The organism is Leptospira barantonii, assembly GCF_002811925.1.
GTDB lineage: Bacteria > Spirochaetota > Leptospiria > Leptospirales > Leptospiraceae > Leptospira > Leptospira barantonii.
In genome coordinates, this window is the sequence record NZ_NPDS01000001.1 from 832,501 (window position 1) to 857,049 (window position 24,549).

Annotated in this window: 26 protein-coding genes (1 of these 26 only partly in view); 18 read left to right on the forward strand and 8 right to left on the reverse strand. The window is 44.8% G+C overall.

Features of this window, described 5'->3' with window-relative positions:
• The 5 genes in view from CH367_RS04030 to CH367_RS04050 are tightly spaced (at most 7 nt apart) and all read left to right on the forward strand, a layout consistent with a single transcriptional unit that may run on beyond the window.
• Window positions 1–78, forward strand: the 3' end of a protein-coding gene (locus tag CH367_RS04030; protein ID WP_100761165.1) for an NADH-quinone oxidoreductase subunit J family protein. Its footprint begins 546 nt before the window's first position; only the last 78 of its 624 coding nucleotides appear in the window; the start codon falls outside the window, past its left edge; it ends in the stop codon at window positions 76–78.
• Window positions 75–395, forward strand: coding sequence for an NADH-quinone oxidoreductase subunit NuoK (gene nuoK / locus CH367_RS04035; RefSeq protein WP_100761166.1), 321 nt, complete (start codon window positions 75–77; stop codon window positions 393–395). Before CH367_RS04030 ends, nuoK begins: the two co-directional genes overlap by 4 nt.
• A gap of 7 nt (window positions 396–402) precedes the next feature.
• A complete protein-coding gene (gene nuoL / locus CH367_RS04040; RefSeq protein ID WP_100761167.1) occupies window positions 403–2,343 on the forward strand; it encodes an NADH-quinone oxidoreductase subunit L in 1,941 nt (646 codons plus the stop codon).
• A 1-nt stretch (window position 2,344) separates the two neighbouring features.
• Complete coding sequence (locus tag CH367_RS04045; protein WP_100761168.1) at window positions 2,345–4,027, forward strand: NADH-quinone oxidoreductase subunit M; 1,683 nt, start codon at window positions 2,345–2,347, stop codon at window positions 4,025–4,027.
• Window positions 4,024–5,496: an NADH-quinone oxidoreductase subunit N gene (locus tag CH367_RS04050; protein WP_100761169.1), complete on the forward strand. Its 1,473-nt coding sequence runs from the start codon at window positions 4,024–4,026 to the stop codon at window positions 5,494–5,496. The genes CH367_RS04045 and CH367_RS04050 overlap by 4 nt, the downstream gene beginning before the upstream one ends.
• A 36-nt stretch (window positions 5,497–5,532) precedes the next feature.
• Here CH367_RS04050 and CH367_RS04055 read toward each other — a convergent pair whose 3' ends face one another.
• Window positions 5,533–5,892 carry a hypothetical protein gene (locus CH367_RS04055; RefSeq protein ID WP_100761170.1) on the reverse strand — a complete coding sequence of 120 codons (360 nt, stop codon included), beginning with the start codon at window positions 5,890–5,892 and terminating at the stop codon, window positions 5,533–5,535.
• Here CH367_RS04055 and CH367_RS04060 point away from each other — a divergent pair.
• From CH367_RS04060 to CH367_RS04070, 3 genes are all read left to right on the forward strand, one after another.
• Entirely contained in the window at window positions 5,891–6,805 is a 915-nt protein-coding gene (locus CH367_RS04060; RefSeq protein WP_100761171.1) for a hypothetical protein, read from the forward strand. The genes CH367_RS04055 and CH367_RS04060 overlap by 2 nt on opposite strands.
• Window positions 6,806–6,892: 87 nt before the next feature.
• Window positions 6,893–7,375: a hypothetical protein gene (locus CH367_RS04065; protein WP_100761172.1), complete on the forward strand. Its 483-nt coding sequence runs from the start codon at window positions 6,893–6,895 to the stop codon at window positions 7,373–7,375.
• Window positions 7,376–7,487: 112 nt separating this feature from the next.
• The gene (locus CH367_RS04070) at window positions 7,488–7,880 is read left to right on the forward strand and encodes a TIGR04452 family lipoprotein (RefSeq protein WP_100761173.1); all 393 of its coding nucleotides are present in this window, start codon (window positions 7,488–7,490) and stop codon (window positions 7,878–7,880) included.
• A 17-nt stretch (window positions 7,881–7,897) separates the two neighbouring features.
• On the opposite strand, the gene rsx is transcribed toward CH367_RS04070, so the two are convergent.
• Both rsx and CH367_RS04080 read right to left on the reverse strand, forming a co-directional pair.
• Complete coding sequence (gene rsx, locus CH367_RS04075) at window positions 7,898–8,995, reverse strand: LIMLP_03685 family anti-sigma factor (RefSeq protein ID WP_244284458.1); 1,098 nt, start codon at window positions 8,993–8,995, stop codon at window positions 7,898–7,900.
• A gap of 10 nt (window positions 8,996–9,005) precedes the next feature.
• On the reverse strand, window positions 9,006–9,551 hold the full coding sequence (locus CH367_RS04080; RefSeq protein WP_100761174.1) for an RNA polymerase sigma factor: 546 nt from the start codon (window positions 9,549–9,551) through the stop codon (window positions 9,006–9,008).
• A gap of 56 nt (window positions 9,552–9,607) precedes the next feature.
• On the opposite strand from CH367_RS04080, the gene CH367_RS04085 reads away from it, so the two are divergent.
• Window positions 9,608–10,444 carry an LA_0442/LA_0875 N-terminal domain-containing protein gene (locus tag CH367_RS04085; RefSeq protein WP_100761175.1) on the forward strand — a complete coding sequence of 279 codons (837 nt, stop codon included), beginning with the start codon at window positions 9,608–9,610 and terminating at the stop codon, window positions 10,442–10,444.
• Between the two features lie 71 nt (window positions 10,445–10,515).
• Complete coding sequence (srp, locus tag CH367_RS04090) at window positions 10,516–11,226, forward strand: sigma factor SigX-regulated lipoprotein (protein WP_100761176.1); 711 nt, start codon at window positions 10,516–10,518, stop codon at window positions 11,224–11,226.
• Window positions 11,227–11,365: 139 nt separating this feature from the next.
• Here srp and CH367_RS04095 read toward each other — a convergent pair whose 3' ends face one another.
• Window positions 11,366–11,782 (reverse strand): globin family protein, encoded by a 417-nt coding sequence (locus CH367_RS04095; RefSeq protein ID WP_100761177.1) that lies wholly within the window; start codon window positions 11,780–11,782, stop codon window positions 11,366–11,368.
• Between the two features lie 160 nt (window positions 11,783–11,942).
• Between CH367_RS04095 and CH367_RS04100 the strand changes: the two genes are divergently transcribed.
• Together CH367_RS04100 and CH367_RS04105 are read left to right on the forward strand one after the other, a co-directional pair.
• Entirely contained in the window at window positions 11,943–13,079 is a 1,137-nt protein-coding gene (locus CH367_RS04100) for a nitrilase-related carbon-nitrogen hydrolase (protein ID WP_100761178.1), read from the forward strand.
• A 51-nt stretch (window positions 13,080–13,130) separates the two neighbouring features.
• Window positions 13,131–13,664 carry a DUF773 domain-containing protein gene (locus CH367_RS04105; protein WP_100761179.1) on the forward strand — a complete coding sequence of 178 codons (534 nt, stop codon included), beginning with the start codon at window positions 13,131–13,133 and terminating at the stop codon, window positions 13,662–13,664.
• 76 nt (window positions 13,665–13,740) lie between these two features.
• On the opposite strand, the gene CH367_RS04110 is transcribed toward CH367_RS04105, so the two are convergent.
• Window positions 13,741–14,733, reverse strand: a complete 993-nt coding sequence (locus tag CH367_RS04110) for an alpha/beta hydrolase (RefSeq protein WP_100761180.1) — start codon at window positions 14,731–14,733, stop codon at window positions 13,741–13,743.
• Between the two features lie 183 nt (window positions 14,734–14,916).
• Here CH367_RS04110 and CH367_RS04115 point away from each other — a divergent pair, with 183 nt between their 5' ends.
• Entirely contained in the window at window positions 14,917–15,480 is a 564-nt protein-coding gene (locus CH367_RS04115; protein ID WP_165783205.1) for a DUF2878 family protein, read from the forward strand.
• Between the two features lie 17 nt (window positions 15,481–15,497).
• Here CH367_RS04115 and CH367_RS04120 read toward each other — a convergent pair whose 3' ends face one another.
• Together CH367_RS04120 and CH367_RS04125 are read right to left on the reverse strand one after the other, a co-directional pair.
• Complete coding sequence (locus CH367_RS04120; protein ID WP_100761182.1) at window positions 15,498–16,697, reverse strand: hypothetical protein; 1,200 nt, start codon at window positions 16,695–16,697, stop codon at window positions 15,498–15,500.
• 33 nt (window positions 16,698–16,730) lie between these two features.
• A complete protein-coding gene (locus CH367_RS04125; protein ID WP_244284459.1) occupies window positions 16,731–17,561 on the reverse strand; it encodes an OmpA family protein in 831 nt (276 codons plus the stop codon).
• A 228-nt stretch (window positions 17,562–17,789) separates the two neighbouring features.
• On the opposite strand from CH367_RS04125, the gene CH367_RS04130 reads away from it, so the two are divergent.
• Window positions 17,790–20,738 carry a DUF1554 domain-containing protein gene (locus tag CH367_RS04130; RefSeq protein WP_100761183.1) on the forward strand — a complete coding sequence of 983 codons (2,949 nt, stop codon included), beginning with the start codon at window positions 17,790–17,792 and terminating at the stop codon, window positions 20,736–20,738.
• Between the two features lie 319 nt (window positions 20,739–21,057).
• The gene (locus tag CH367_RS04135; RefSeq protein WP_100761184.1) at window positions 21,058–21,882 is read left to right on the forward strand and encodes a hypothetical protein; all 825 of its coding nucleotides are present in this window, start codon (window positions 21,058–21,060) and stop codon (window positions 21,880–21,882) included.
• A 7-nt stretch (window positions 21,883–21,889) separates the two neighbouring features.
• On the opposite strand, the gene thiL is transcribed toward CH367_RS04135, so the two are convergent.
• Window positions 21,890–22,816 (reverse strand): thiamine-phosphate kinase, encoded by a 927-nt coding sequence (gene thiL / locus CH367_RS04140; RefSeq protein WP_100761185.1) that lies wholly within the window; start codon window positions 22,814–22,816, stop codon window positions 21,890–21,892.
• 41 nt (window positions 22,817–22,857) lie between these two features.
• Between thiL and CH367_RS04145 the strand changes: the two genes are divergently transcribed.
• The 3 genes from CH367_RS04145 to rpsI all read left to right on the forward strand — a co-directional run bounded on the left by CH367_RS04145 (window position 22,858) and on the right by rpsI (window position 24,516).
• Window positions 22,858–23,487 (forward strand): YceI family protein, encoded by a 630-nt coding sequence (locus tag CH367_RS04145; RefSeq protein WP_100761186.1) that lies wholly within the window; start codon window positions 22,858–22,860, stop codon window positions 23,485–23,487.
• A gap of 170 nt (window positions 23,488–23,657) precedes the next feature.
• Window positions 23,658–24,107, forward strand: coding sequence for a 50S ribosomal protein L13 (gene rplM, locus CH367_RS04150; RefSeq protein WP_100761187.1), 450 nt, complete (start codon window positions 23,658–23,660; stop codon window positions 24,105–24,107).
• Window positions 24,108–24,117: 10 nt separating this feature from the next.
• A complete protein-coding gene (gene rpsI, locus CH367_RS04155; protein ID WP_100761188.1) occupies window positions 24,118–24,516 on the forward strand; it encodes a 30S ribosomal protein S9 in 399 nt (132 codons plus the stop codon).
• Window positions 24,517–24,549: the final 33 nt, after the last annotated feature.

A 24,549-nucleotide genomic window follows, 5' to 3' on the forward strand; every position in this document is an offset into this window, starting at 1 on the left:
CTCCTCGCCGCCGTACTCGGCGCGGTTCTTCTTGGAAAAAAGAATTTAGGAAAGGGCGAAGAAGGGGGAAACGTATGAGCCTCTGGATTTCCGGAATCCCGGTGCACTATTATCTGATTTTGGCGATGATCATCTTTACGATCGGAGTCGCTGGCGTGATGGTTCGTAGAAGCGCCGTGTTGATTTTTATGTCGGTGGAATTGATTCTCAATTCCGTGAACCTCGTATTCGTTACTTTTTCGAAAGCGCTTCACCAAGTGGACGGGGAAGTTGTCGTATTTTTCGTTATGGCGATCGCGGCGGCGGAAGCGGCGATCGGACTTGCGATCGTGATCGCGATTCATAGAATCAAGAAGACGAGTTTCGTAGACGAAATGAATCTGATGAAATGGTAGGAAGAGAATGGAAATATCAAATCTAATCCCTGCGTTAGTCGCTCTTCCTTTGATCGGATTTTTGATCTCCGGCCTTTTCGGTAAATGGTTGAAAGGTCTTACCGGAGTGATTTCCACCGGAGTCGTGTTTCTTGCATTTGCCTTGGCTTTGATGTCTTTCTTTCAGTTTCATCCGATGGAAAGAACGGTTCCCGAAATCGTAACCGTGTTTCCTTGGTTTGAAGCCGGGGGTTTGAACGTTTCTCTTGCGTATCAAGTGGATCAACTTTCCCTATATATGATTTTGATCATCACCGGAATCGGAGCTTTGATTCATCTCTACAGCATCGGTTATATGAAGGAAGATCCGGGTTTTGCGCGTTACTTCGCCTATTTGAATCTATTTATCTTCGCGATGCTCAATCTGGTACTTGCAGAAAACTTAATTCTTCTTTTTCTCGGATGGGAAGGAGTTGGGCTTTGTTCGTATCTATTGATCGGTTTCGACTATCACAAAGAGTCCGCCGCCAACGCGGGAATGAAAGCGTTTATCACAAACCGAATCGGAGATCTCGGGATGCTTCTCGGAATCGCGCTCGTGTTCTGGTATACCGGAAGCGTTTCTTTCGTTCAGATCTCCGAAGCGATCCCGGAAGTTCCTTCGTTTCGTTACGTTCTTCCTTTAGCGGCGGTTTGTTTTTTTATCGGAGCGATTGGAAAGTCCGCTCAGCTTCCTTTGCACGTTTGGCTTCCGGACGCGATGGCGGGACCGACACCCGTGTCGGCTCTCATTCACGCGGCGACGATGGTGACCGCGGGAATCTTTTTAATCGCAAGACTCAATCCTATCTTTTTATCCGCGCCTCAAGTGGGACATTGGATCGTAATCATCGGATCGGTCACCGCATTCTTTGCGGCGACGATCGGGCTTTTCCAAAACGATATCAAGAAGGTGCTCGCGTATTCCACGGTTTCCCAGTTGGGATATATGTTCGTCGCGATGGGTGCGGGAGCGTATGTTGCGGGGCTTTTTCATTTGATGACACACGCGTTTTTTAAAGCGCTTCTCTTCTTGGGGTCGGGTTCGGTGATTTATGCGCTTCATCACGAACAGGATCTCCGGAACATGGGCGGACTCAAAAATCAGATGAAGATCACTTGGATCACCTTTCTCGTCGGATCGCTTGCGATATCGGGAATCCCGCCGTTCAGCGGATTCTTTTCAAAAGATCTAATATTAGAAAAAAGTTATGCTTACGGAACCCTTTTTTACGGACTCGGAATCGTAACGGCATTATTGACCGCGTTCTATATGTTCCGAATGACCTATCTCGCATTTTACGGAGAATCGCGCGTATCTTCCCACAAGGCTTCGCATTTGCACGAGTCTCCTCTTGTGATGACGATTCCTCTTGTGATTCTTTCCATAGGCGCGGCGATCACGGGCTTTTTGGAAGTTCCTCATTTTTTCTTTGGGGGAATGGACGTTCTTACCCGTTACTTCGCACCCGTTTTCTTAAGAGGAACCGAAGTTTCTCAAATGGTCGTCAAACAGTCGTTAGACGCTCATGAAATCGCCGAAACGATCGAACTGAGTTTGGTAGCGGTTTCGGTCGCGGTTGCGATCTCCGGAATTTTCATCGCAAGAACCTTATTCTTAACCGGGAAAAAAATACCGGACGCTGAAGAATCGCATACCGGGATTAAAAGAATTCTTTCCCAAAAATACTACATCGATGAATTTTATAAGAACTTTATCGTAGAGCCGATTCTATTACTCGGAAAATTCCTCGCGGGATACGTGGAAAGAAATTTCCTCGACCTGATTTTGCGGGGAACGGGAAGGGTCGCGGTCGCGATCTCCTTGGTTCTAAGAAGGGCTCAAACGGGAATCATCGTGGACTACGCGATTCTGATCGTATTCGGAACCGTCGTCATTCTTTCCTTTTTTCTATTGAGGGGGCTGTAACTTGGATTTCCCGCCGTTTATATTAAGTATTTTTTTATTTCTGCCTCTGATCGGAGTGCCGTTCTTATTCTTATCCAATAAGGTTTATTGGTTACGATTTATAGCGGGAACTTTCACTCTCGTTCCGTTTTTAATCATCGTAGGTTTGTATTTTGAATACGATCCTTCGAACGCTTCTTTACAATTCGTGGATAGAATCCGAGACATCGTAGTTTCCGGAAATCTGAGAGTGGACTATCATATCGGACTCGACGGTTTTAGTCTTCTTCTTTGCGGAATGTCTTCGATGTTGTTCTTTCTTTCGACGCTTGCGACCTGGTCGAGCATCACCAATCGAATCCGAGAATTTTACATTTATCTAATGATCGTAGAGATGAGCGTTCACGGAGTTTTTCTTTCGGGAAATCTCGTATTGTTCTACATCTTCTGGGAAGCGATGGTTTCTCCGATGGTTCTTATGGTGGGAATCTGGGGTGAGGATCAGCGCGTAAAGGCCGCGATCAAGTATCTGATCTTTTCGTTTACCGGTTCCGTTTTGATGCTTGCAGGAATTCTAATCTTGTATTTTAAAACGGGAACGATCGTCATCGAGGAATTGTCCACCGGACTTCTTCCGGAGATTCCGAAAAACATCCGTTTGTTTATGTTCTTCGCATTCGTTCTTGCGTTTGCGATTAAGGTTCCTTTGTTTCCTCTGCATACTTGGATGCCGGACGTTCACTCTCAGGCGCCCACGGTCGGTTCCGTCGACCTTTCGGGGATCTTGTTGAAGATCGGATTGTACGGATTTATACGTCTGGCGATTCCACTTTTCCCGGAAGAGATGTTGGAATACAGAGAACTACTCGGCGGTTTATCCATCGCAGGAATCATATACGGAGCCGTCATCGCGATGGCACAGGAGAATTCCAAACGAGTTGTCGCATTCTCATCCTTATCACACATGAGTTTTTGTATGCTCGGGATTTTGAGTTTCACCGAAGAAGGAATGGCCGGTGGAATGCTTCAGATGTTGAACCACGGATTCACCGCGGGAATGCTTTTCTTTATGTTAGGAATGTTGCATGAAAGAATCGGCAACAACGACATCGCAAAGGCGGGCGGTTTGTCCAAATTGCTTCCCGTGTTTTCGGTGTTCTTTGCGATCGCCGTGTTCTCTTCGCTCGGAGTTCCCGGAACGAACAGCTTTATCGGAGAATTTTTAATCATACTCGGAAGCATCAAGGCGAACGTCGTATACGGTGCGTTAGCCGCTACCGGCGTCGTATTCGCCGCGGGTTATCTTTTGTTGTTCGCAAAAAGAATGATCTTCGGAGAACCTTCCAAAAATCTGATCGAACACCATGATCTAAATCTCAAGGAATGGGCGATTCTCGTTCCGACCGTAATCATGATTTTTTGGATCGGAATCTATCCGAAACCTTTCCTTAGAGTTCTGGAACCGTCCGTCAAAGTCGCATTAAATTCCGCGTCCATGAAAGTGATCGAAGAACGTTCTCTTAAGGAAAAGGATCTGAGCGATAAACCTTTCGAAAGAAAGTTCACGTCTTACAAATCCTTGGGAACGGAACCGGCTCGTTACGAAGAACGTCTCAAAGGATTTCCGAGCAAATACGCGTTACCGGAATCGATCCGAAAAGGAAAGGAAACCTCGCCTGAAGGGGACGAGGAGGCGCAAAAATGAATTTAATACCGAACGTTCTCGATTTATTTTCCATTCTTCCCGCGCTGATATTGGCCGGTGGCGGGGTATTCTTAATCTGTTTATCCGTTCTGTTTAAAACAAAAGAATTTTTGATCGTACGATATGTGGCCGGTCTGATTCTTCTCATAGCGTTTGCGAGCGTCTTTTATACCGCGTTTCGGTTTCCCGGAAACGGAATCTATTTCGGCGGACAGATCGAAAACTCGGTCTTATCCTTTTGGCTCAATCTGATCTATATCTCGATGGCGATCGGAACCGCGGCCGTCGTTCCGAGAATATTAAAGAATCATAAGATAGAATTCCCCGAATTCTATCCTTTATTGTTGTTCGCGACCTGCGGAATGATGCTGATGACCGCCGGACAGGATTTTATTCTCGTGTTCGTTGCGCTCGAACTGATGAGCATCTGTCTTTACATTCTGATCGGAATGGCTCGAAGCGATTTGTTTTCGCTCGAAGCGACTCTCAAATACTTTCTCTTAGGAAGTTTTTCATCCGGCTTTATGCTGATGGGAATCGCTTTCCTATTCGGAGGAAGCGGATCTACGAATATTTCAGTCGCGTTGAAGCCGCTCATCATCGCGGGTTATCAGGGAAATTTTGCGAAGATCGGTCTTGTGTTGTTCATAACGGGTGTCGCGTTTAAGATCGCGCTCTTTCCATATCACGCATGGACCCCGGACGCATACGAAGGAGCTTTGACTCCTGTAACCGGTTATATGTCCACAGCGGCGAAAGCGGCTTCGATCGGATTGTTGCTCGTTCTTTATTCTAAACTTCCACTTCCGCTGGAAGACAGCACTTGGGCTTGGTTGCCAGGAATTCTCGCGTTGTTGTCGATGGTATACGGAAACCTTCTCGCATTAAAACAGGAAAATTTAAAGCGAATGCTTGCGTATTCCTCGATCGCACACGCGGGTTATATCGTCGCGGGGATTTCGGCAGGAATCAAGGAAGAGGTTCTATTTTATCTCATCGTATATTCTTTTATGAGTTTGGGAGCGTTCGCGATTCTTGCGTATCTCGAAGATGGAACAAGACAGGTAACGTTCTTTTCGGTTCAGTCCTTATCGGGAGCGAAACCGTTTACGGCGATTGCGATCAATATTTTCTTTATGTCTTTGGCGGGAGTTCCACCGTTCGGAGGATTTTGGGCGAAGTTGTTTCTCTTTCAAAAGCTCGCCGAGTCCGAACATCTAATGAATCGAATTCTTCTCATCGGCGGTGTGATGAATTCCGCGCTCGCACTTTATTACTATCTTCGAATCGGAATCGCGACCTTTATGAGTAGCGACGAGGGAGAAATTTCCCGCAACCATTCCGCGCCTTACAGCATCGGAGTCACGGTCATCGTGGTGATCTGTTTCTTTATGGTCGCACTCGGTTGGTTCTTGCTCGTTCCCGGAAATCTTTTAGCCATCGGCGCCTTGCAATATTTGAGCTATTGACTTCGCTTAACAAAATCGGGCGCCTCCTTTCGATTTTCAATCGAAAGGACCGCGCTCTTCCGCGACTTCGCGTTCGCTTCGGCCGCAAGGCGGCTGCGTTGCATCGCTCTGATCGCTGGCGCGGGGAGAAGTCAAGACTCGGTCGGAGTTCCGACAAATTTTTAGTAAACGGCCCCCACCCGAGAAACTCAATAAAATGCTCCCTATGGGTCGCATTTTAGGGCGACGGTGGTGGGCCTTGTGGGAACCCATCGGCGAATTTTTCTCTAACAGAAAATTCAACTTTTGTAAAGTAAAATCTTCACCACGAATTCTCGTCGTACCTCCGACAAAACCGCCGACGACAAACGAAAGTTCTTGAAGAGTTGTTTCTTTGAGATAAGCTCTAAGATCCATGAACCGATTCGCGCTCATCCTGATTCTTTTCGGATTCTTCTCGGATTGTAAAAAGGCCGGTCCTCCGACCACATTCTCCGATGACCCCAAGGAAAGATTTCGATCGTATTGGGAATCGGGAACCGCGGAAATCTCCACCTACAATTTAAACCAGGTTCGATACGGGGAGAATCATACCGGCAAAGCGATTCTTTTGTTTGTCACGGAAGATTTATCCAAAACGAAACAGGTTAAACTGGACGAACCGGAGAAACACGAAACCGATCGGGCCAAAGTACTGAAGTTCAATTTTGTAAAGAATTTCGTGACCGGAATCTACGCCTATTCGATGACTCTATCCGTGTTCACGCCGCTGGATACAAAACAAAATCCTAATACGATCAAAGAGAGCATGTCGTCTCAAGAATGGTGCGGAAACGTATTCGCACAATTGAATCTGGATCAGGATCGATATAGAATCGAATCCTATTCTTATTTTGAAAAAGAAGGAGATCGAAAATTCTTTTTGGAAAAGGAAATTCTGGAGGATGAACTCTGGAACCGAATCCGATTGAATCCCGAAACCGTACCGACCGGAGAAGTAAAAATCATACCGGGGCTATTTCACGTAAGGCTCAATCACAAAGAACTCAAACCCTTAAAGGCGATTCTTTCCAAACAAAAACAGGACGATTCTTTCGTTTATACGATTTGGTATTTGGAGGAAGAAAGAACGTTGAAGATCCGAGCCGAGTCCGCATTTCCGTTTAAAATTCTCGCTTGGGAGGAAACTTTCCGCGATTTCAACGGAAGATTGATGACAACGTATGCGACCTTGGACGCTACGATTCAAAGCGATTATTGGAATCGTAATCATAACGAATTTCGAAACCTTAGAAAAAATCTCAAACTTCAGGACGACTCGACTTTTTAAGAGGTTGTCAGTCTTTGAGGTCTCAAAGAGCCTGTGTTTTAATCGGGTCGAAAATCGTATTAGATTTTCAAACTCGAAGGGGGAAATGTGAACATTGAAATCGGAAAAGGATTAAACGGTCTTTATTTCGGAATGTCTAAGGAAGAAGTAAAGTCGAAGCTCGGAGAACCCGACGAAATTTATGATTACGATTATGAAGGTTCCATTTCGACCGGGTTCGAATATTTTTCCGCGGAATCGGAATACGAATTCGATCAGGACGAAGGTGATAAATTGTATTCCATCACCATCTCCAATCCTTCGATTCTACTTTTCGGAAAACCGATCATCGGAGAATCGATCGAAAGCATTCGAGAACTCTTAAGTAAAAACGGAATCGATGATTTCGAAGAAGACGACGAGGAACACGATCACGAAGATCATGACCACGACGACGAAGATCACGTTCACGGAATCACCGCGTTCTCCGATAAACTCAACGCGATCTTTCAGTTTGAAGAAAACGAACTGATCTTCTTCGGATTCAGTCCTCTTTTCAAAGACGACGCGATCGATTGGCCTAAATACTAAGAGTTAGTTGCGGTAAGCCGCGCGTTTCGAAAATGATTTGACTCGGTTCTTTTTCGGGACCAGTCTAAATCATGCGGGTTTGTTTTAAACTCGCGTAGATTGGATTTTCGTTATGCGCTTCCCATTACAAACCGGTCGATCGTTTCTTTTCTTAGTCCTCTTCGGACTCAATTGCGCATACGCGAATATAAATCCGAGTTTAATCACCGGAGTCGAAGCCAAACAAATCATCTCGGATCGATTGCTTCTTAGCCAATTGGTTTATATCATGGCCTTAAACGAGCCTGAGCCACTTCATTCCAACGCGGTCGCGGGTTTGACTCTTACGGTTTTGATTCCGGACGGGTTGGGCATCGACGAGAAAAAGATGTATCAAAAGGACGCCGTGAACGAATGTGCGGATCAGATCTTTCTCGTTTCCTTGGTTTCTACCGGGCTAACCTCCTTTATTTGTAAGGCAAGCAACCCACCGATTAGCATCCCAGTAATCAGTAGAAAATTATAATATACCGATATTCTTTTCTAATTTTCGGAAGGGATCAGTTCCAATTCTTCGATATCCTTTTTGTCGATTTCGGTTTTTTTTCCTTCTGCGTCGGTAAGAATGTAGAAACGATCCGTTTCCTCCACGTAGCCTCGAAAGTTTTTTCCGTTTTTAAGAACGATCTTGTAAGTCGGAGTCCGTTCCGAAATTCCGGTTTCCTTCCGGAGAATGGAGATCGTTTTTTCGTCGTGATGTTCGTTTTTATTCGATTCTTCGTTTAAGATCGATTCGGAATGTTTCGAAAGAATTCTATATTTTTTGAATGTGTTCGATTCGATTTTTGAAATTCCGATCATAGGAGTATTCGAATCGGATTCGTTTTGATTCCCTACGTCTACGTAGTCCTTTACGATTTCGTAACCGACTCGAACTTCCGGTTCCATACCCTGCACGCCGAATTCTTTCACTCGAATCGCTCCGTCTAACACCAAAATCTTATATTGTTTTAAGGAAGAATTCGCGATCAAAACGAGGGTAGTTCCCAAAAGTTCGGAGGAAAGCGTCTTCGCCTTAGAACGAATTTTTAAAAAGGAACGATTTTTATGCGTAGTAAACAAAACGATTCCGTAGTTTAGATTTAGATCCGCTTCGTTTCCGTTCTGTACGACGTAAAATTCGGAATTCGGTAGAAGTCGCAGAGTCAATCCGAGGTCGCCTTCCATTCTATAATCGCAGAAAGAATCTTCTTCCGCCTTAAAAAGAATTTCTTTTCCGTTCGGATTTTGATCGATCGAACATTGTCCCGTGGTGATGGAACGAACGATCGACAATTCGTTTCGATGAAATCGAAAGAACATAAAATAAATCGCAAGTGTGGAAAGAATCAAAACGCTCGCGGCGGCCAGAAAGAAATTTTTAAAATCGAAAATTCTTTCTTGGGCGCGGATCGAAACGTCCGTAAACGGATGGGTTTGAACGTTCAAACGTCCGATTTGATTTTTGAGTTTCATCAATTCGAAAAATTCTTTCTTGGATAAAGGATCCGAAAGGAAATCTCCGAGTTCGTTCCTCGTCATTTCATTGGAGATCGCTTTTTGCATTTTCGCTCTTCGAGTAAAATTGGAATTGTTTCTCACCTGCGACCTCCTATATACCTTCGTAATCGAAATTCAACTTTTGCAATTTTTGCCTCAGAACCGTTAGCGCCGCATACGTTTTTCGGTTAACAGTTCTTACGGATATTCCCAGCAACTCCGCCGTTTCTTTGATCGTATGCTTCCTTAAAAAACGAAGTACGATTATATTTTTTTCCAAATGAGGCAGACTTTCCACGGTTTCGTTCAGAATTTTATAATGACGTCTCGATTCTTCCTCGCCCTTCGTTTGTTCTTTGGAGATCGAATTCAAAATCTTCTCGGAATCGATAACCACTTTTGTTTCGATAAGCGTCTTCTTTTTGACCAGATCCAAAAAAAGATTTTTGGCGATCGTAATCATCCAAGACGTTTCGTTTCCTTTGGATGGATCGAACTTATCCCAATGATTCAAAACTTTGATGAAGGTTTCCTGACAAACTTCGTCGGCTTCTTCTCGGGATGCGTTTTTGCTAATGAGAAATCGAAAAATTTTTTCGTAGTTCCTCGAATACAAACCGTCAAAATCGAAAACTCGATCTTTTGTGTTCTGATTCATCTATTATGGATAACGGGTTGACTTTTAAAAATGTGCCAGCTTAAGGTAAAAAAAGTATGACGTTGGTTCGCCAAAAAGTTTTTTTAATTCTTTGTTTCGCGCTTTTTTGTTTCGTATCTAAGATCGATGCGAAGTCGATTTTATTGAAGAATGGTAGAAAAATTACGAACGTGGACGTAAAACCGATCGCAAACGGTTTTGAAATCACACATAAAAACGGAAAAAAGGAAACGGTTTCCCTAAAGGAAGTCCAAAAGATTTTTATCTCAAACGATCTGCCGACAAAGATACGGTTCAAAGAAAATCAAAAGGACAAATCGGAAATCACTCAGATTTCGAATCAGGTTCCAACTCGGATTCCATCCGATCGAGAAAAGAATTTCGAAGAAAAACAAATCCCGTTTGTTCCGAAACAAAAATCGGGCCTATCCGTATTTGCGGAAGGTTTGATTCCGGGTTGGTCTCGTTTGGTTCGAAACGATTCCAATTCTTTAAAGAGTCTGGGATTTTTTCTGATGTTTGCGGAACTCTTTCTCGCATATGAAAGTTATATTTATTTGTCTCCCGCAGAATCCGTCGCCAAATCTTCCGTGAACGTTCCGATCTCTCCCGGCGAAATCGCGGTATTAGCGTTAAACGATACAAAACTGACGACCGTATTGGTTCTCAATCGGATTCATTGGCAATCTTCTCAGATCGTTCTAAGCAACGGAAGAATCATGCAACAAGGTCTTTACGAAGAGGAAAAAAGAACGTATGTTTCCGCGTTCGTATTCGCATTAATTTTGGACGCTTTTCTCGGTTATAAGTTCGAGAATTGGAACGTGGTTCCCAGTCTGAACGTTTCCTTTCGTGAAAGAGAAATGTCCGGCGGAATTACGGTTCGTTTTTAATTTATTTTTTTCGGCACAAAAAAAGAAGGAAGATCGTTAGCGAGATTGAATCTGATCAGGAGGATTCGACTATGATTCAAAAAATCACAACGGCGTTGTTCCTAACGTTAACTCTTGCGTATTGCGGCGGTAACAACGAGGATCATTCGAAGAACGATTTGGCTCTTCTTTTGGCGCTTCAACCTCAGGGTTTGGGAGTTTCTGGAGTTTACGCTTCTCTCAACGCGAGAAGTTCAAGCGGCGGAGGGCAGGCGTTTTATTCAAACGGAAGCGTTTCTCCGTATTCTTTGATCTCCCAGTCCCAGGATTGTGCGCAGGGTGGAAAGATGACATTAACCGGAGATATCACGATGAACGCGACCGCCACGAGTGCAACCGCACAATTCAACAATGCAAAAACGGTTTTCGAGTCTTGTAAACAAACCGTTCCTTTGGTGGATGGAAGCGAGAATTCGACTGCAATCGCGGTGATCGAAGGTGAAATTCAAAGAAACGGTCAGGCAAGTATCGTGATCGATCCGACTTCTACTTCCGCTTTGACGAAGGCGACCGGAAACGCGACCGAAAGAATTCAATCCAGCACATACAAGGTGAACGGATATCTTTATCCTAAATTCGATATTACGTTTACGAGAAATAATTCCAAGCTGACCCTGGAGAACATGAACGATCTGGATAAGGCTTACATTGGGATGGAAGAAACGGTTCAAGTGAGCGGAACGATGGGAACGGAAACTATCAATTCTTCTTATTCTTACAAATCTAGAATTAAACTTCGTTGATAGATAAATCTCCGGATGTTCTACGAGTGTCCGGAGTTTTCATTCGAAGTTCCTTCCACCGATTCGGTTCCATCAAAGTTTCGTGTTTTGAATAGAACGGAATTATCAGTAAATTGAATATATGAAACATTGATTTTGTTTAACCCCATTGAAGGGTTTCCGAAGAGGAAACATAGATTATCTTAAAAACTTCTTTCCAACTTTCTTCGATCTCGTGCGTGAACCAAGGTCCCAACCATTCTTCCATGGCAAAGATCCAAGCCTTTTCCAAAAGAAAAATTTCGTCGGCTCGGTTGCAGAGTTTGATACATTCCATTCCGAAAGTATGAATCGCCTTTTCTTGGTGAATGCTTTGAGCGCCCGTTAACGCGATGTTTCTCGCGGAACCCATAAACGATCTCACTTCTTCCAATTGAAGTCTGGAAAATATATCCTCGTATTTCGGGCTGTTTTCCTTGAGAAAAAGAAAGAACAATTCGGCGAACTTAATTCGATCCAGATTGATGATTTCAAAGGAATCGACTAAACTTCGGAATTGATTTTCTGTGAGGTTCATTCTAATTCTCCCATCGCAATCGATTGAAAAGACTTTCTAGAATGATATACGAATCGGAAGATCCTTGCCTCTTGCTTTATAATGCGAAGAGGATCATAATATAACTTGGGATAAATAAAATAAGTGTTGAATGAATTTTCCTTTCCGACTCGACTGAGTCATGAATTTCCTCAAACGTTCTCCGCTTCCGCTTCTTTTTTGTTTCGTTCTACTTTATACGATTTGGTCGTTTATCGGCCGTTCTCCTGGGGAGGAAAAAACGGATTCTCGTTTGGAAAGAATCGAAAGTGTGGGCCGCGACATTCAAAAGGGAAATCTTCTGGGAATTCAACCTTGGATGTTTCCGGGGGACTACTCGAGTGAACGAAATTTTTTGGCGAAGATCGATTCTTATCTGATCCAAGCCGACCGCGCAAAATTCTTAAATCCAAAGACGATCGTAGTTTTTCCCGAATACTTAGGAACTTGGCTCGTGATCGCCGAAGAAAAAAATTCGGTCGCAAGATCGGAAAAGATCGAAGACGCGATGCAAACCTTGGTTCTCAGCAATCCGATTTTCTTTATACGAAGTCTTTTATCGGCCCGAGGCGCGGACGGCGTTCGAGACGCGCTTTTTAGAATGAAATCGGATAGGATGTCGTCCATCTATTCGAACGTATTTTCGTCCTTGGCTCGTAAGTATAAGATTACGATCGTCGCGGGATCGATTCTTCTTCCCGAACCGACGATCGAATCGGGTAGGATTCGCATCGGAACCGGATCTTTGAAGAACGTCTCTTTCGTGTTTTTACCGGACGGTTCCGTCGCCGAAAATTCTCCCCAAAAAATATATCCGATCGAGGATGAGAAGCCGTTTGTAGCCGCGTCTCCAAGGGAGAATCTAAGATCGATCCAAAGCCCCGCCGGTAGGATCGGCGTTTTGGTTTGCGCCGATTCTTGGTATCCGGAGGTCTACGAAACATTCAAAAAGCAGAATGTAGATTTCATCGTCGTTCCCTCGTATGTGGCTCCGAACGGGGCAATGTCCGAGATTTGGAAGGGTTATAACGGTTCTTCGAACCCGGCCGACGTTCGTTCGGAGGACATAGGTAAGATTGTCGAAGGCGAGGCTTGGTTGAAATACGCGATGGCGGGAAGACTTTCCAAGTCCGGAGCGACTCATGGGATCAACGTATTCTTAAGAGGTTCTCTTTGGGATCTTGGTAGCGACGGTGAGACCATTCTTGTTCAACATTCTCAAGTGAAGACCTTTCCGAAGATCGAAGGAGCAAGCATCGTAAACCTCTGGTTAAATTAGAGGAAAAGATTTATTTCTTGAAAACTCTTCGAAATAGATTCTTCTTGGTGCATGTCACTATTTCTTTTTGAAACCTTTTCTGATAACTTTCAAACCAAACACAAGGAAGTCGCTTCCGGTAAGTGGTTCGGTTTAAACACTTTGAATCTAGACGGAAAACCCTTTGCGGCTTTTTTCGAAGGCGAACTCGTTCTTAAACTCGGAGCGGAAAAAATCGCTGAGATTTTAGACCGTTATCCGGGCGCAAAACTCTTCGATCCTTCCAGAAACAACAGAGCGATGAAAGACTGGCTTCAGATTCCGGTCGAATTCCAAGAAGATTGGGATTCTTTGGGGGAAAGCGCCTTGATTCTCGCTCAAAAGGCGGCCAAAGCGGGAACTCCTGCGAAGAAAAAAGCGGCTCCTAAAAAAGCCGCGAAGAAGAAAGTCGCCGCTAAGAAAAAGAGCGCTCCAAAGAAGAAGGCCGCTAAACCTAAAAAGGCTTCCGCGAAAAAGGCGAAAGCTAAGGTAAAACCGAAGAAGAAGGTTGCGGCTAAGAAAAAAGTCGCTAAGAAAAAGACCGCGGCTAAAAAGAAGAGAAGATAATCGAGGTTTCGTAAACCTCTTCGATTTGAAAGAGGTTTACGATTTCTGAAAGTCTTTTAAAGAGGAAGGGAAGGAATCACTTCTTGGGAGCGAAAACTCTTTGGATGAATTCCTCTTCTTCCTTTAGAATCAAATCCTTGTCGCTTTTCATGTATTTGGAAAACAATACGTGATTTCCCAGTTCGATCCTCACGGCCTTGTTCAAAGGACTCGCTTTTCCATTCTCATTCACTTTTTTGAATGCGTTTAACATCGATTGAACGGATGCGGACGCGTCCTGTTCCTTATCGTTTTTAAAGTAATAAAACATCAAAACGGGAGAAGTGATCTTGGAAAACGGATCGGTTCCGAGGACGTATTCTCTTAGATCCGAAAGATTTTGAACCGCGGCGAGATACTGATCTCTATACCAAAACGCGGCGGCCGGTTCTTTTTTTTGTTCTTCCGTGGACTTACGGATTTTTCCCATCACGAGATGTGCGAATTCTTTTCCCCAGGAGAATTGATAAATTCCTCCGAGAGCGCTCGTAAAATCGTAAAAGGGAGAAGCAAGAATCAAAGCGTGCACCTTATCGGGATATTTCGCGGCCAAGTAAGTAGAAATCAATCCGCCCATACTTGTTCCGATCAGAATCGTTTTGTTACCGAGTTTCTCCGATTCCAAAAGAGCCGTTTCAGAATCCTGAAGAATTTCGGCAAAGGTCGAATCTCTGTGATCTTCCAAGTTGGTTCCATGACCGGGAAGACGAAGGTAGTAAAGATTTGCTTTTAGATCCTTTGCGAGTTTGTCCGTTACTTCCTCACCTTCGGCTCGAGAAGCTCCGAAACCGTGTATGTAAAGAATTGCATATTCCGTTTTGCCGGGAGAATAACGAACGAGTTTTTCCTCGTTGTCCGGTCTCGCCTTTTTGTTCCGACTGATTTCTATCTTTTCGCGATAATAGGAATCGAAATCCGCGTGGAGCGGAGTCGGCTTGTATTCATATTTAGGAGTTTCTGCATAGAAGGTGACGACGAGAAATAGGGCAAGGGTTCCGACGATTCCCAGGGTCCACTTGAGTATCTTCATTTTTGTATTTTTCCTCACTATTGAATGAAGCTATTCAAATCCTTTCGCATTCACCTGCAAGAAAAAAGGTGGGAGTTCCCACAAAACCGAAAAAGGCCTTGAAATTTGTTCCTTCCATTCTATTTTGTAGCGGTCGATACAATGGTTTTATCCGAGAATCGAAGGGTTAAAAAGGGGAGATCTATGTTTTTTACGACTACGGAACCGTTTCAAAATCCGAAAAGGCTGATCCTTTTGGCGCTTGGAGGAGGAATTGGTCTTGCCCTTTGCGATCAAATCCACGTTCAATTTGACGTTCTGCGTTACTTTCATTCCGGAGTTTTCGGTCAGGCTTGGTGGGTTGCGCCCCAGTTCATACTTGCAACTTTCTTTATGTATTTCGGGGCTTCGGTTTTTAGAAAGGAAATCGAAGCGTTCGAAATTCGAGATTTCACCTTGAGTCTTGTTTGGTTCGTCGCGGCGTATTTTGCGAGCGGGCTTTTTGCGGGAACTCCTATCACTCTCGCCGTTATCTATCTTGCCACTTGGTTGTTTCGGATCGTTTTTTCGCAGGAAAGAAAGTCCCTGGCGATTTTTTCGGTTCTTCTTGCGATTTGCGGAACAAGCGCGGAAGCATTGATTTCAAACGCGGGTTTTTTCGTCTATAACCGACCCGATTTTCTTTTGGTTCCGATTTGGCTCCCCGGTTTGTATCTACACGGAGCGCCTTTGATCTGGAGTTTGATTTCCTGGGTTAAAAAAAGATAGGAAAGAATTCAGAATTCTTAATATATCTTCCAGTCTTCCATGTGGAAGGAAACCCCGGGCATTACATAGATCTCGTTGATGGTTTGTTTGTAACTGGAGGACATTTCCGAAAAACCGATTCCTTGGCTTCCCGCTGTATAATCCGCTCTTGCGATGGAGCCTAACGTGTCTCCGTAATAAGAATTGTATTTTCTCGTGATGTCCTGACGAAGCACCCCAATGTCCAAACTGAACCTGCAATATCGAAGAGAAGCTTCCACCATAAACAAGGTTCCGCTGTCCTTTGCGCTTCCGCCGTAAGCCGGAACCGAAGCGAAATACGTATTTTGTCCGCTTGCGCTCGCTTGATCTAAAATCTGAGAACCGAAAACGGAAAAGTTTCCTTTGCGGCTCAAGAGTTCGAAGCGGGAACGGATTTCCAACCAGGGAAGAATTTTCGCTTTGATAAAAATTCCGGGAAGAATTCCGGACATTGTATATTCCGCGTTGATACTTCCTCCGATGCTCCAAGTGACTTGGTTCGGATTCGAAGCTGTTTCTCTTGTCACGGAATAAGAACCGAAACTGATTTCGTTTCTTTCCGAATATCTGTGAATCCCGATGGAAGGTCCGATCATCAACCAACTTAAGATCGGATGCGTGTAGGAAAGACGAAACGTCTGTGAAACTCCTCTGAAGTTGATCAAACGTTTTCCTTCGAACGCGGACGCGTAGTAACGATCGGTCCTTGGAGAAACGAAGTTCACGGAAGCCGGATTCTCCCTTCCGTATTTTCCGGAAACGCTGTCTTGGCTAAAAGAAAGATCGATCTTATTCTTCCATCCGTACGAAATATCGGAATGTTGCGTGAAGATGTCCAGGTTCTTGGAGGAAGTATAAGGAATCGCAAGCGGCGCGCCCGGATCGGTGACTTGTCTAAATAAAGAATTCTTCAGCCAAGAAGGTCCGGTTTCGTCGAGAATCGCCGGGCTTAGATCTCCGATACCGGCTCCGATTCTAAAACGAAGTCTGTGGTCGAACGCTTCTAGATATTTTTGCATCGATGAATTGGACGCACTCGCGGCGTTCGCTATGTTCGATTGGTTTTGTTTATCCGCGTTCGCGTTTTGGTCGTTTCCGGCGGGCCCCGGAGGTTTTGTTTCGTTCTGCGCGTATATCAGAGAATTCGTAAATAAGAATATTAGAATACTTAAAACTACAATACGGATCTTTTTCAAAGAATTTTTCCTTTTATGATTTCACTTCGTGTATCAAAGAACGAGACGGACCGTGCCGACATAAATTTCGGTTCTTCTGTTTCTCGGTTCTGCGAGCATCGTATCCACGATCTTAAACTTGTCCGCGTAACCGTCGACTTCGCCGAATCGATTTTCGGGAAGATTGTGTTTTTTGGATAATTCCGATTTCACCGAGTTTGCTCTCGCCTTACTCAATGTTAGGTTCGCGTAAAAATAACCGACGCTGTCCGTATGTCCTCCGACTCGAACCTTTGTTTCCGGATACGCGTTCATCGCGTCCGCGATCTTTTCGATCAGAAGTTTTGCGGCCGGTGTTAAGGTCGCCTTACCGCTCGGAAACGAAACGTCTCCGTCGATGGAAAGAAGAATCTCGCGTAACTTCTTATTCTCGTCCGTGATTCTTTTTAATGCGATTCCCTTTGTTTCAAGGCCGTCCGCTACCGTATCGAACTTCGTTCCGCTGAATTCGAAATCGGATTTGATCCCAGTGTAAACCTTTTCGAGATAATCCGGAGTTCCCATGTCCTCTAACGCGCCTTCGGGCAAACGGCCCAAGGCTTCCTCTCTCGATCCGCTCGCCAAAGGTTCGGCGAATTTGGAAGGAGGACATCCGCAGAATTTTTGAAACGCAGATGAGTTCGTAAAATCCTTGAGATTGGAAGAAAAGCTGGAACAGGATCCCGATAGGATGACACAAAGAAAACAAAGAATCGTTTCGATCGATCTCGTTTTTAGGAAACGCGAGATACGATTTGTTTTGATTCGAGGCATTTCGTTTAAATAGGGGAGAATTTCGACTTCAAATCCGCTTTGAGTGGACGGCACGTTACGACAGCGTTTCATTCTTATTCCAATTAATATATTATGATTCGGTAAAACAGGTTTTCGGAATCCGTATGTCGTTGACAATCCAATCCGAAAATTTCGAAAAAAATTATTAACCTTTTTTGACGTTTAAATTGAAGGAAACTAACGTTTCGGAATAAAAAATTGAATGAAAAAGGTTGGAACGATTTCGATTCTGTCGTCGAAGGTTAGAATACAAGAATAAATATCGGATTTGAAAATCGTATGACTCAAGCAATGGCCTCCAAACTCCCTTCCCGTATCATAGTTAAATTCTTATTTCATCCTTTCCTCGTTCTTATCCTTTTGTCGTCGATCGTCTCTTGTAAAAAAGTCAGCGACGCCGCAAGTTATACGCTCTTCGGGATCAGCGAACAACTTGCGAACGTATTTCAGACTCCAACCGGAGTTCCGATCACCCTCCCGGCGGGACTCATAGCGGGATGTCCTTCCGGAACGTCGAATTCGATTCTTGCGATCGGTAACTGTTTCGACGACGGAAAGGATAAATCGATTTCGGGTTTTATCGTTACGAAGTCGGGCGGTTCCAGTTGTTCGGTTCCGGACAATTACAGTCCCACACTTGCGTTAAACACATTGCTTTCCTTTTTGGCGAACGATTCCACGTCCGCGGAATCTCCACCTCCAAGTCCTACGTTCGCATCCTACAGTTTGATCACTCTCGGTTCTGTGAACTCGGGGGTTCAGTCCGCGCGTTTTATTCTTCAGACCTCACAACCCAAAAGCACGGAATGGGTGCGAAACGAAATCCAAAGAAAGGTATTCAACGATAATTCTCAGTCGATCGGAACCACGAGCGACGCTTCCACGGACACTTCGTTTATCGTCACGATTCGTGTGACCGCAACGGGAAGCAGTTGTACTTTCACGGTCGATACGAAATACGAGGTTACGGTTGTAAGAGCGGGAGCTTGGGACGCCTATTCGTCGTTAGTCGATGGGAATCTGGGAGGCGGAGGTTCTTCTCCCCCCGATTTAAGAAACGTTTCCTGTACTTGGAGAGAAACATTCCCCACAAAAGCTCCTCCGAAAGCGGATTTTCTTTTTGTGATCGATAACTCGGATACGATGACTCCGATTCAGACCGCGGTTAAGGCGAAGATGGTCGCGTTCTTCGATCGAGTTTCGACTCTCGGTTTGGACGCGAGAATTTCCGTGATCACCACGGACAGTTGGAAACTTCAATCCCCTTCGGGTGATACGGGAGAATGGTTGGACGTAAGTTCTTCCACGGATCGCACCACGTTCACTGACACGTTAAACGCCATTAGCAACAATGGAAGCCAGTTCGAGTCCGGGATTTTTATGGCGACAAGAGCTTTGATGAACTCGAGCTCGGGCGGTTCTAAATGTACTTCTTCTCAACCGTATTGTTCTTCCAGCGGAAGAACGACGAACGGAGACAAATGTTCGATCACCTCGGTTGCGGCTCAGGATCCTTGCAACGGCACAAATCAAAACGCGTGGAGCAAGAAGGTCGGCTTAGGAAGAAGTTCCGTTCCCACAGCGGTCATAATCATCACCGACGAAGGTGATATGTACAATCACTGGGAAAGTTATAACTATTCCATCGGAACGTCATCCGTTCCTTGGGGGCCGTTGGATAGTCCGAGTTCTTTTCCTGCGAATCGTTCCGTTACGTTTCCTGCAAGTCCTTTGTATTACAACGCGGGAAGTTCGGGAACTCCGGTTCTTGGAACGGGAAGAACATACACGGACTTTTTAGATTCTTTGAGAAACACTACGACCGGTGCGAGCGGAAGCGCGAGCATCAATTCTATCTTGAACCTTTTTGCGGACCGCAACAATACGAAGATCTACGGAATCGTGGCCCTCAATTCGCAAAGCAACGATTATGCGACCGTGGACGTTTCTAAAAGTATAGACTCCAGCGTTTACACGGGAGTTACGTTGACCAACTTCCATACAAAAACCGAAGTTTTCTGTAAAGGGGAAATCACCAGTTCGACACAATGGGCGACGAGCGGTCAGGTGGCTCATTACAGAACTCTCGCCAATATCGGAACGGCAACTCTTACGAATCAACTCTTGAATACTCCGAACAACCTCGGTCGGGACGACATGGTTTATTCCTTGAAGGACGTCGCTTCCACGAGCGGAGGAGGGGTTACTTCGATCTGCGGAACCTCGGTGAGTATTAGCAATTTCTTAAATTCGATCGTAGACAATATGGTGACTTTGCAAGGAGGATATCCATTAGGAAAGTATGATGCGACTTGGAACCGCACTTATACTTCCGGGAATCCGAACACCGCATTGTTTCCTACGGGCACCGCTCCGACCACCGGGAACATATCACCCGGCAGTGTGAAGTTGTATTCGATCGCGGATACGAGATCCATTGACGGTTCGGATTTTATCGCCGGTAATCTGGTTCCTACGGGAACACAAACGACTACGAATTCGACCGGCTACAGTTATACAATGCTCAGTGGGAACGTGGTGTTCACGAAATATTCCGGATTTACCAATCTCCCTGCGAGCGCGAGTGCCAATCGGGTTCTTGGTGTGGAATACAAATACACTTGGAGAGATACGACAACAGCGGGGAACACAAATACTACCGTCGGTTCCGTGGCGAACTGCCCGGCTTACCCGATCGCGTTAGCCGACACGGCTTCTCCCGTAACTCCTATCAGCAGAAGAATTTTCGTATCGGCAACAACTCATAACGGTAACTTCGGAGCCGATGAATCTTCTGCGGTCGCTTCTGCGGACTCGCTTTGTAACGCCGATGCGAACAAACCTTCGACCGGAACTTACAAAGCGCTTCTTTGGATTGGAACAACTCGAAATCCAAGCGTTACCGATTGGCCTTTGAAGTCCAAGGTTTCCTACTTTCAAGCGGGGAACAACCGAACTTGGGTAGGAACGACGGATATCAATAAAAAGTTTCCATTTCCTTTGATTGCCGGAATCGGAACCGCGGCCGATAACATTTGGACCGGAATCTCCGTTACGGGAACAGGGCCTTGGACTTGGGCGGAATCCGCAAATACCTGTTCGACCTTTACGAGCGCTACCGGAAATGGAGCGACTGGAGTCGCAAATGGAACGACTCTTACAAGCATAGACGATAGCACCGGGGATTCCTGCGGAAATTCCAAAAAACTGTATTGTGTAGAACAGTAGATCATAGAAGAGCGATTCGGATCAAATCGGAATTTGTAGTTTCGGTTTGATCCCGTGTTTGTTCGGGTTTATCCTGTCATATTCTAAGGATAGAATATTCTAAAAACAGAATCGAGTTATGTTTTACTCACCTTTATATTTGAGTGAAAGGTTATATTCTTTTTTTTTAAAAACGCAGACAGCGTTTGTGTAAATAAAAAAGAATTCTTAAATATTTACTCCCCCTCTTTGGAAAAAACTTTTTATAAAAAGTTCGTTATTGGTTGCGGATCGAAATTCGTTTTCTTACTTTTAACAAAAATAAAATAGTAGGAAAACAATGAAACAGTTGAAAATACTTTTCACTTTAGTTGCAATCTTTCTGGTGATCGAGCTCGGCGCGCAAGACAATCAGTCCTCCGGTAACACAAACAATCGCCCAAGCGGAAACTACGAGAATAGCAATTGGTCCGTTCAATACGGATTCGGAGCGGGAACCGCGACTTATTCCGAACAATCCGCAAGTAGCGGTTCTTCGGCGCTTTTGCCCATTCTTTTGACTTCAGGTTCTTCGAGCTCGTCCAGCTCTTCGAATTTGTTGCTTCCGTTACTTCTTTCTTCCGGTTCTTCCAAACAACAGTATTCCGGTTCGACATATCACGGAAGATTTTACGCGGAATATCTGCCGGGGCATTTCGGTTTGTTGTTCGGTATGTCGAATTCGGTTTTTGATTTAAAAGCGAAAGCCAATCCGACGGATCAACTCTTGCCGCTCTACCTTCTTCAAAGTATGACGAGCTCCAGTTCTTCGTCCTCTTCTTCCTCGTCATCCTTGACTACGATTCTATTGCTCAGTTCTTTGGATACCGGTTCGGCGGCGAAAATTCAAGATAGCATAACGTATCTCGATATAGGTCCTACGTTTCATGCAAGACCTCGCAAAACATTCGATCCGTATTTTGCTTTGGGAGTCGGCGCGGGTAGTTGTTCCGGAAACTGTTATGCTTATCGGGGTTACGCGAAATTCGGTTTGAGAGTGAATTTCGGAGGCGGTTATATTTTCTTCGAGGGAGAACAATCCCACTCTGAAGTTAGAATCGGAAAAGTCTCTTCCGATCCGATCAAAAACCAAATCGGAATTTTCGGTTTCGGTTTGTATCTCTGATCTTTTCTTAGAAATGTTCGAAACCGGGATAACTAAACGTTGTTTCGGTTTCGTCCGCTTTAAAATACTTTACACCTTTCCAATCGTCGACTGCGGTTCCGATTTTTGTAATCGATATTCCGCCTAATGTATTCGGTAGAATTTCGGAACTTAAGAATAGAAGTTCCAATTCTTCCCCGGAGCCGAGAGCCTCGTTGAGACTCAGGACTTCCGAAGAATTTTCGGGAAGAGGAATTTTATCCAACTCGATTTTTAATCCGACTTCCGAAGAGGACGCCAACTTCGGAAGATCCTGCAGAAGTCCATCCGTAAGATCCATACAACAGGAAATCGTAAAGTGTTTGGAAAGTTCCCGCGCGACGTTCAATCTCGATTTCGGTGTGAGATGTCTTTCTAAGGCAAGGTTTCGCAGAGATTCGGGGACATCCAGACGTTCGTTTAAAAATTTATAACCGAGTTGAGAAAGTCCGACGGAGCCGGTGAGGTATAAAAAATTACCATTCTTCCCTCCGGATCGTTTCCAAGCCTGTGTCGTAACTCCGACCAAGGTCAAAGTCAGATTCAAGGAAGGGGAACGATACGTGTCCCCGCCGCAGAGTTCTATATCATAAGATTCTAATGTTTCTCGTAAGGTTTTGGAAAAGGGGAGAATCCATTCTTCCCTGGAACAAGCCGCGCTGAGTCCCAAATTGAGAAACGCTTGGGTCGGAACTCCGCCACCCGCCGCGATGTCCGATACGTTTACTTCTACGAGTTTTTTTGCGATTTCGTTCGGGCCGCTCCACTCGGTTCTAAAATGAGTTCCTTCGCAGATCGTATCGGTGGTGAAGATCCGACCTTCTTCGTCCAGATAACAGTCGTCAGTCTGTGTATTCCCCGGTGAGTAGAGAGCGCGGATGATTTCCGATTCTTTCAAAATTGAATTTTCCTTCAAAAACCTTGACTTTCTTCGATTTCAGGTCAGTCTGAAAGACTATGAAACGAATCATTCTATTCTATTGTTTGATCCTACTTCCTTTTGTCGCCGGATTTTCGGAAGAGCCGACCAAAAACCAGACCTGTAACTACTCGTATGATCACGCGAGTACCAAGTTCGGTTGGAAGGCCTTTAAGTTTACGGAAAAGACCGGGGTCGGTGGGTCTTTTGATAAGATCGAAGTGGTCGGAACTACGGCCGGAAATTCTCTCGAGAAGGTCTTGAAGGGAATCAAATTTACGATCGATCCGAACACGATCAATTCGGGGAATAACGACAGAGACGCAAAGATCAAGTCCGCATTCTTTTATCCATTGAAGAAGAATGGAAAAATCGAAGGTCAGGTTGTTTCTGTTGCGTTGAATTCCGACAAAACGTCCGGCAAGGGTGCGATCGAACTCAAATTCAATGGAGTGAGCAAGAAGTTGGATGTAAATTTTACGATCCAAGAAGGAAATCGTCTGGAAGCGAATTCCAAACTGGAACTTGGAGATTTCAAAGCGCTTTCTGCAGTGGCCGCGCTCAACGAAGTATGCAAGGATTTGCATAAAGGAAAGGACGGAGTGACCAAACTTTGGTCGGAAGTCGAACTTACGATTTCCACTCAGCTCAAAGCGGATTGCAAATAAGTAGAATTGTATGAGTTCCTACATTTTGGAAATCCGCAAAGATTTCGAGGTGTAGGAGTTCCCACAAACTCCGAAAAACAGGTCCAAACAGCCTCTTTCCGGTACTTTGGCTCTTTTTTCTTGACTTTGGGGGTCAAAGCGAAAATCTGGCTCCTACAGGACGATTTTTCATGTCAGTATTATCAAAAGCGCATAAAACTCCTTCTCTTACGAAAGAAAATGCCGTAAAAGGCTGGTTCGTAGTGGATGCAGAAGGAAAAACCTTAGGAAGACTCGCTTCCGGGATCGCCGCAAGACTTCGCGGAAAACACAAAGCAACTTTTACTCCGAACCAAGATTGCGGAGACAATATCATCGTTATCAACGCTTCCAAAGTGAAGGTAACCGGTAATAAAGAAACTCAGAAAATGTATTATCATCACTCTCGTTATCCGGGTGGGATGACTGAAACCGTTTTCAAAGATCTTATTGCAAAACAACCTGAAAAAATAATCTACGAGGCCGTAAAAGGAATGCTTCCAAAAAGCAAACTCGGAGATAAAATGCTCACCCATTGCAAAATTTTCTCGGGTGCTGAACACAACCTCCAGGCACAAAAGCCTGTGAAACTGGAAATCTAAGGAGACCTGAATGGCACCCGCAAAAGAAATCTGGGCTGTAGGAAGAAGAAAAACCTCCGTCGCCCGCGCAAAAATCAAAGAAGGTTCCGGTAAAATCACCGTAAACCACAAAGATATCAAAGATTATCTTCAAAACCGCAAATCAATCATCGAAGAAGCGGTTCGTCCTCTTTCTCTTTTGAACGTATTGGATAAGTATGATCTGAATCTGAACGTTTCCGGAGGAGGAATCACAGGACAAGTTGGCGCGATTCGTCACGCACTTGCGAGAGCGATCTGCAGAATTAAACCGGAGTTCCGTCCAGCCGTGAAAAAAGAAGGATTCTTAACAAGAGATCCAAGAATGGTGGAAAGAAAGAAATACGGTCTACACAAAGCGAGAAGAGGAACTCAGTTCTCCAAACGTTAAGTTTCTTTTTCATTTCGTTTCGTTTTTGAAATG

Coding starts and splice junctions, on each gene's coding strand:
- nuoK (WP_100761166.1), top strand. CDS start 75: ATGAGCCTCTGGATTTCCGGAATCCCGGTGCACTATTATCTGATTTTG.
- CH367_RS04135 (WP_100761184.1), top strand. CDS start 21,058: ATGAAACAGTTGAAAATACTTTTCACTTTAGTTGCAATCTTTCTGGTG.
- CH367_RS04080 (WP_100761174.1), bottom strand. CDS start 9,551: ATGAATCAGAACACAAAAGATCGAGTTTTCGATTTTGACGGTTTGTAT.
- CH367_RS04085 (WP_100761175.1), top strand. CDS start 9,608: ATGACGTTGGTTCGCCAAAAAGTTTTTTTAATTCTTTGTTTCGCGCTT.
- nuoL (WP_100761167.1), top strand. CDS start 403: ATGGAAATATCAAATCTAATCCCTGCGTTAGTCGCTCTTCCTTTGATC.
- CH367_RS04145 (WP_100761186.1), top strand. CDS start 22,858: ATGAAACGAATCATTCTATTCTATTGTTTGATCCTACTTCCTTTTGTC.
- CH367_RS04110 (WP_100761180.1), bottom strand. CDS start 14,733: ATGAAGATACTCAAGTGGACCCTGGGAATCGTCGGAACCCTTGCCCTA.
- rpsI (WP_100761188.1), top strand. CDS start 24,118: ATGGCACCCGCAAAAGAAATCTGGGCTGTAGGAAGAAGAAAAACCTCC.
- CH367_RS04125 (WP_244284459.1), bottom strand. CDS start 17,561: ATGAAACGCTGTCGTAACGTGCCGTCCACTCAAAGCGGATTTGAAGTC.
- CH367_RS04100 (WP_100761178.1), top strand. CDS start 11,943: ATGAATTTCCTCAAACGTTCTCCGCTTCCGCTTCTTTTTTGTTTCGTT.
- CH367_RS04070 (WP_100761173.1), top strand. CDS start 7,488: ATGCGCTTCCCATTACAAACCGGTCGATCGTTTCTTTTCTTAGTCCTC.
- rplM (WP_100761187.1), top strand. CDS start 23,658: ATGTCAGTATTATCAAAAGCGCATAAAACTCCTTCTCTTACGAAAGAA.
- CH367_RS04050 (WP_100761169.1), top strand. CDS start 4,024: ATGAATTTAATACCGAACGTTCTCGATTTATTTTCCATTCTTCCCGCG.
- CH367_RS04060 (WP_100761171.1), top strand. CDS start 5,891: ATGAACCGATTCGCGCTCATCCTGATTCTTTTCGGATTCTTCTCGGAT.
- CH367_RS04055 (WP_100761170.1), bottom strand. CDS start 5,892: ATGGATCTTAGAGCTTATCTCAAAGAAACAACTCTTCAAGAACTTTCG.
- CH367_RS04105 (WP_100761179.1), top strand. CDS start 13,131: ATGTCACTATTTCTTTTTGAAACCTTTTCTGATAACTTTCAAACCAAA.
- CH367_RS04130 (WP_100761183.1), top strand. CDS start 17,790: ATGACTCAAGCAATGGCCTCCAAACTCCCTTCCCGTATCATAGTTAAA.
- srp (WP_100761176.1), top strand. CDS start 10,516: ATGATTCAAAAAATCACAACGGCGTTGTTCCTAACGTTAACTCTTGCG.
- CH367_RS04095 (WP_100761177.1), bottom strand. CDS start 11,782: ATGAACCTCACAGAAAATCAATTCCGAAGTTTAGTCGATTCCTTTGAA.
- CH367_RS04115 (WP_165783205.1), top strand. CDS start 14,917: ATGTTTTTTACGACTACGGAACCGTTTCAAAATCCGAAAAGGCTGATC.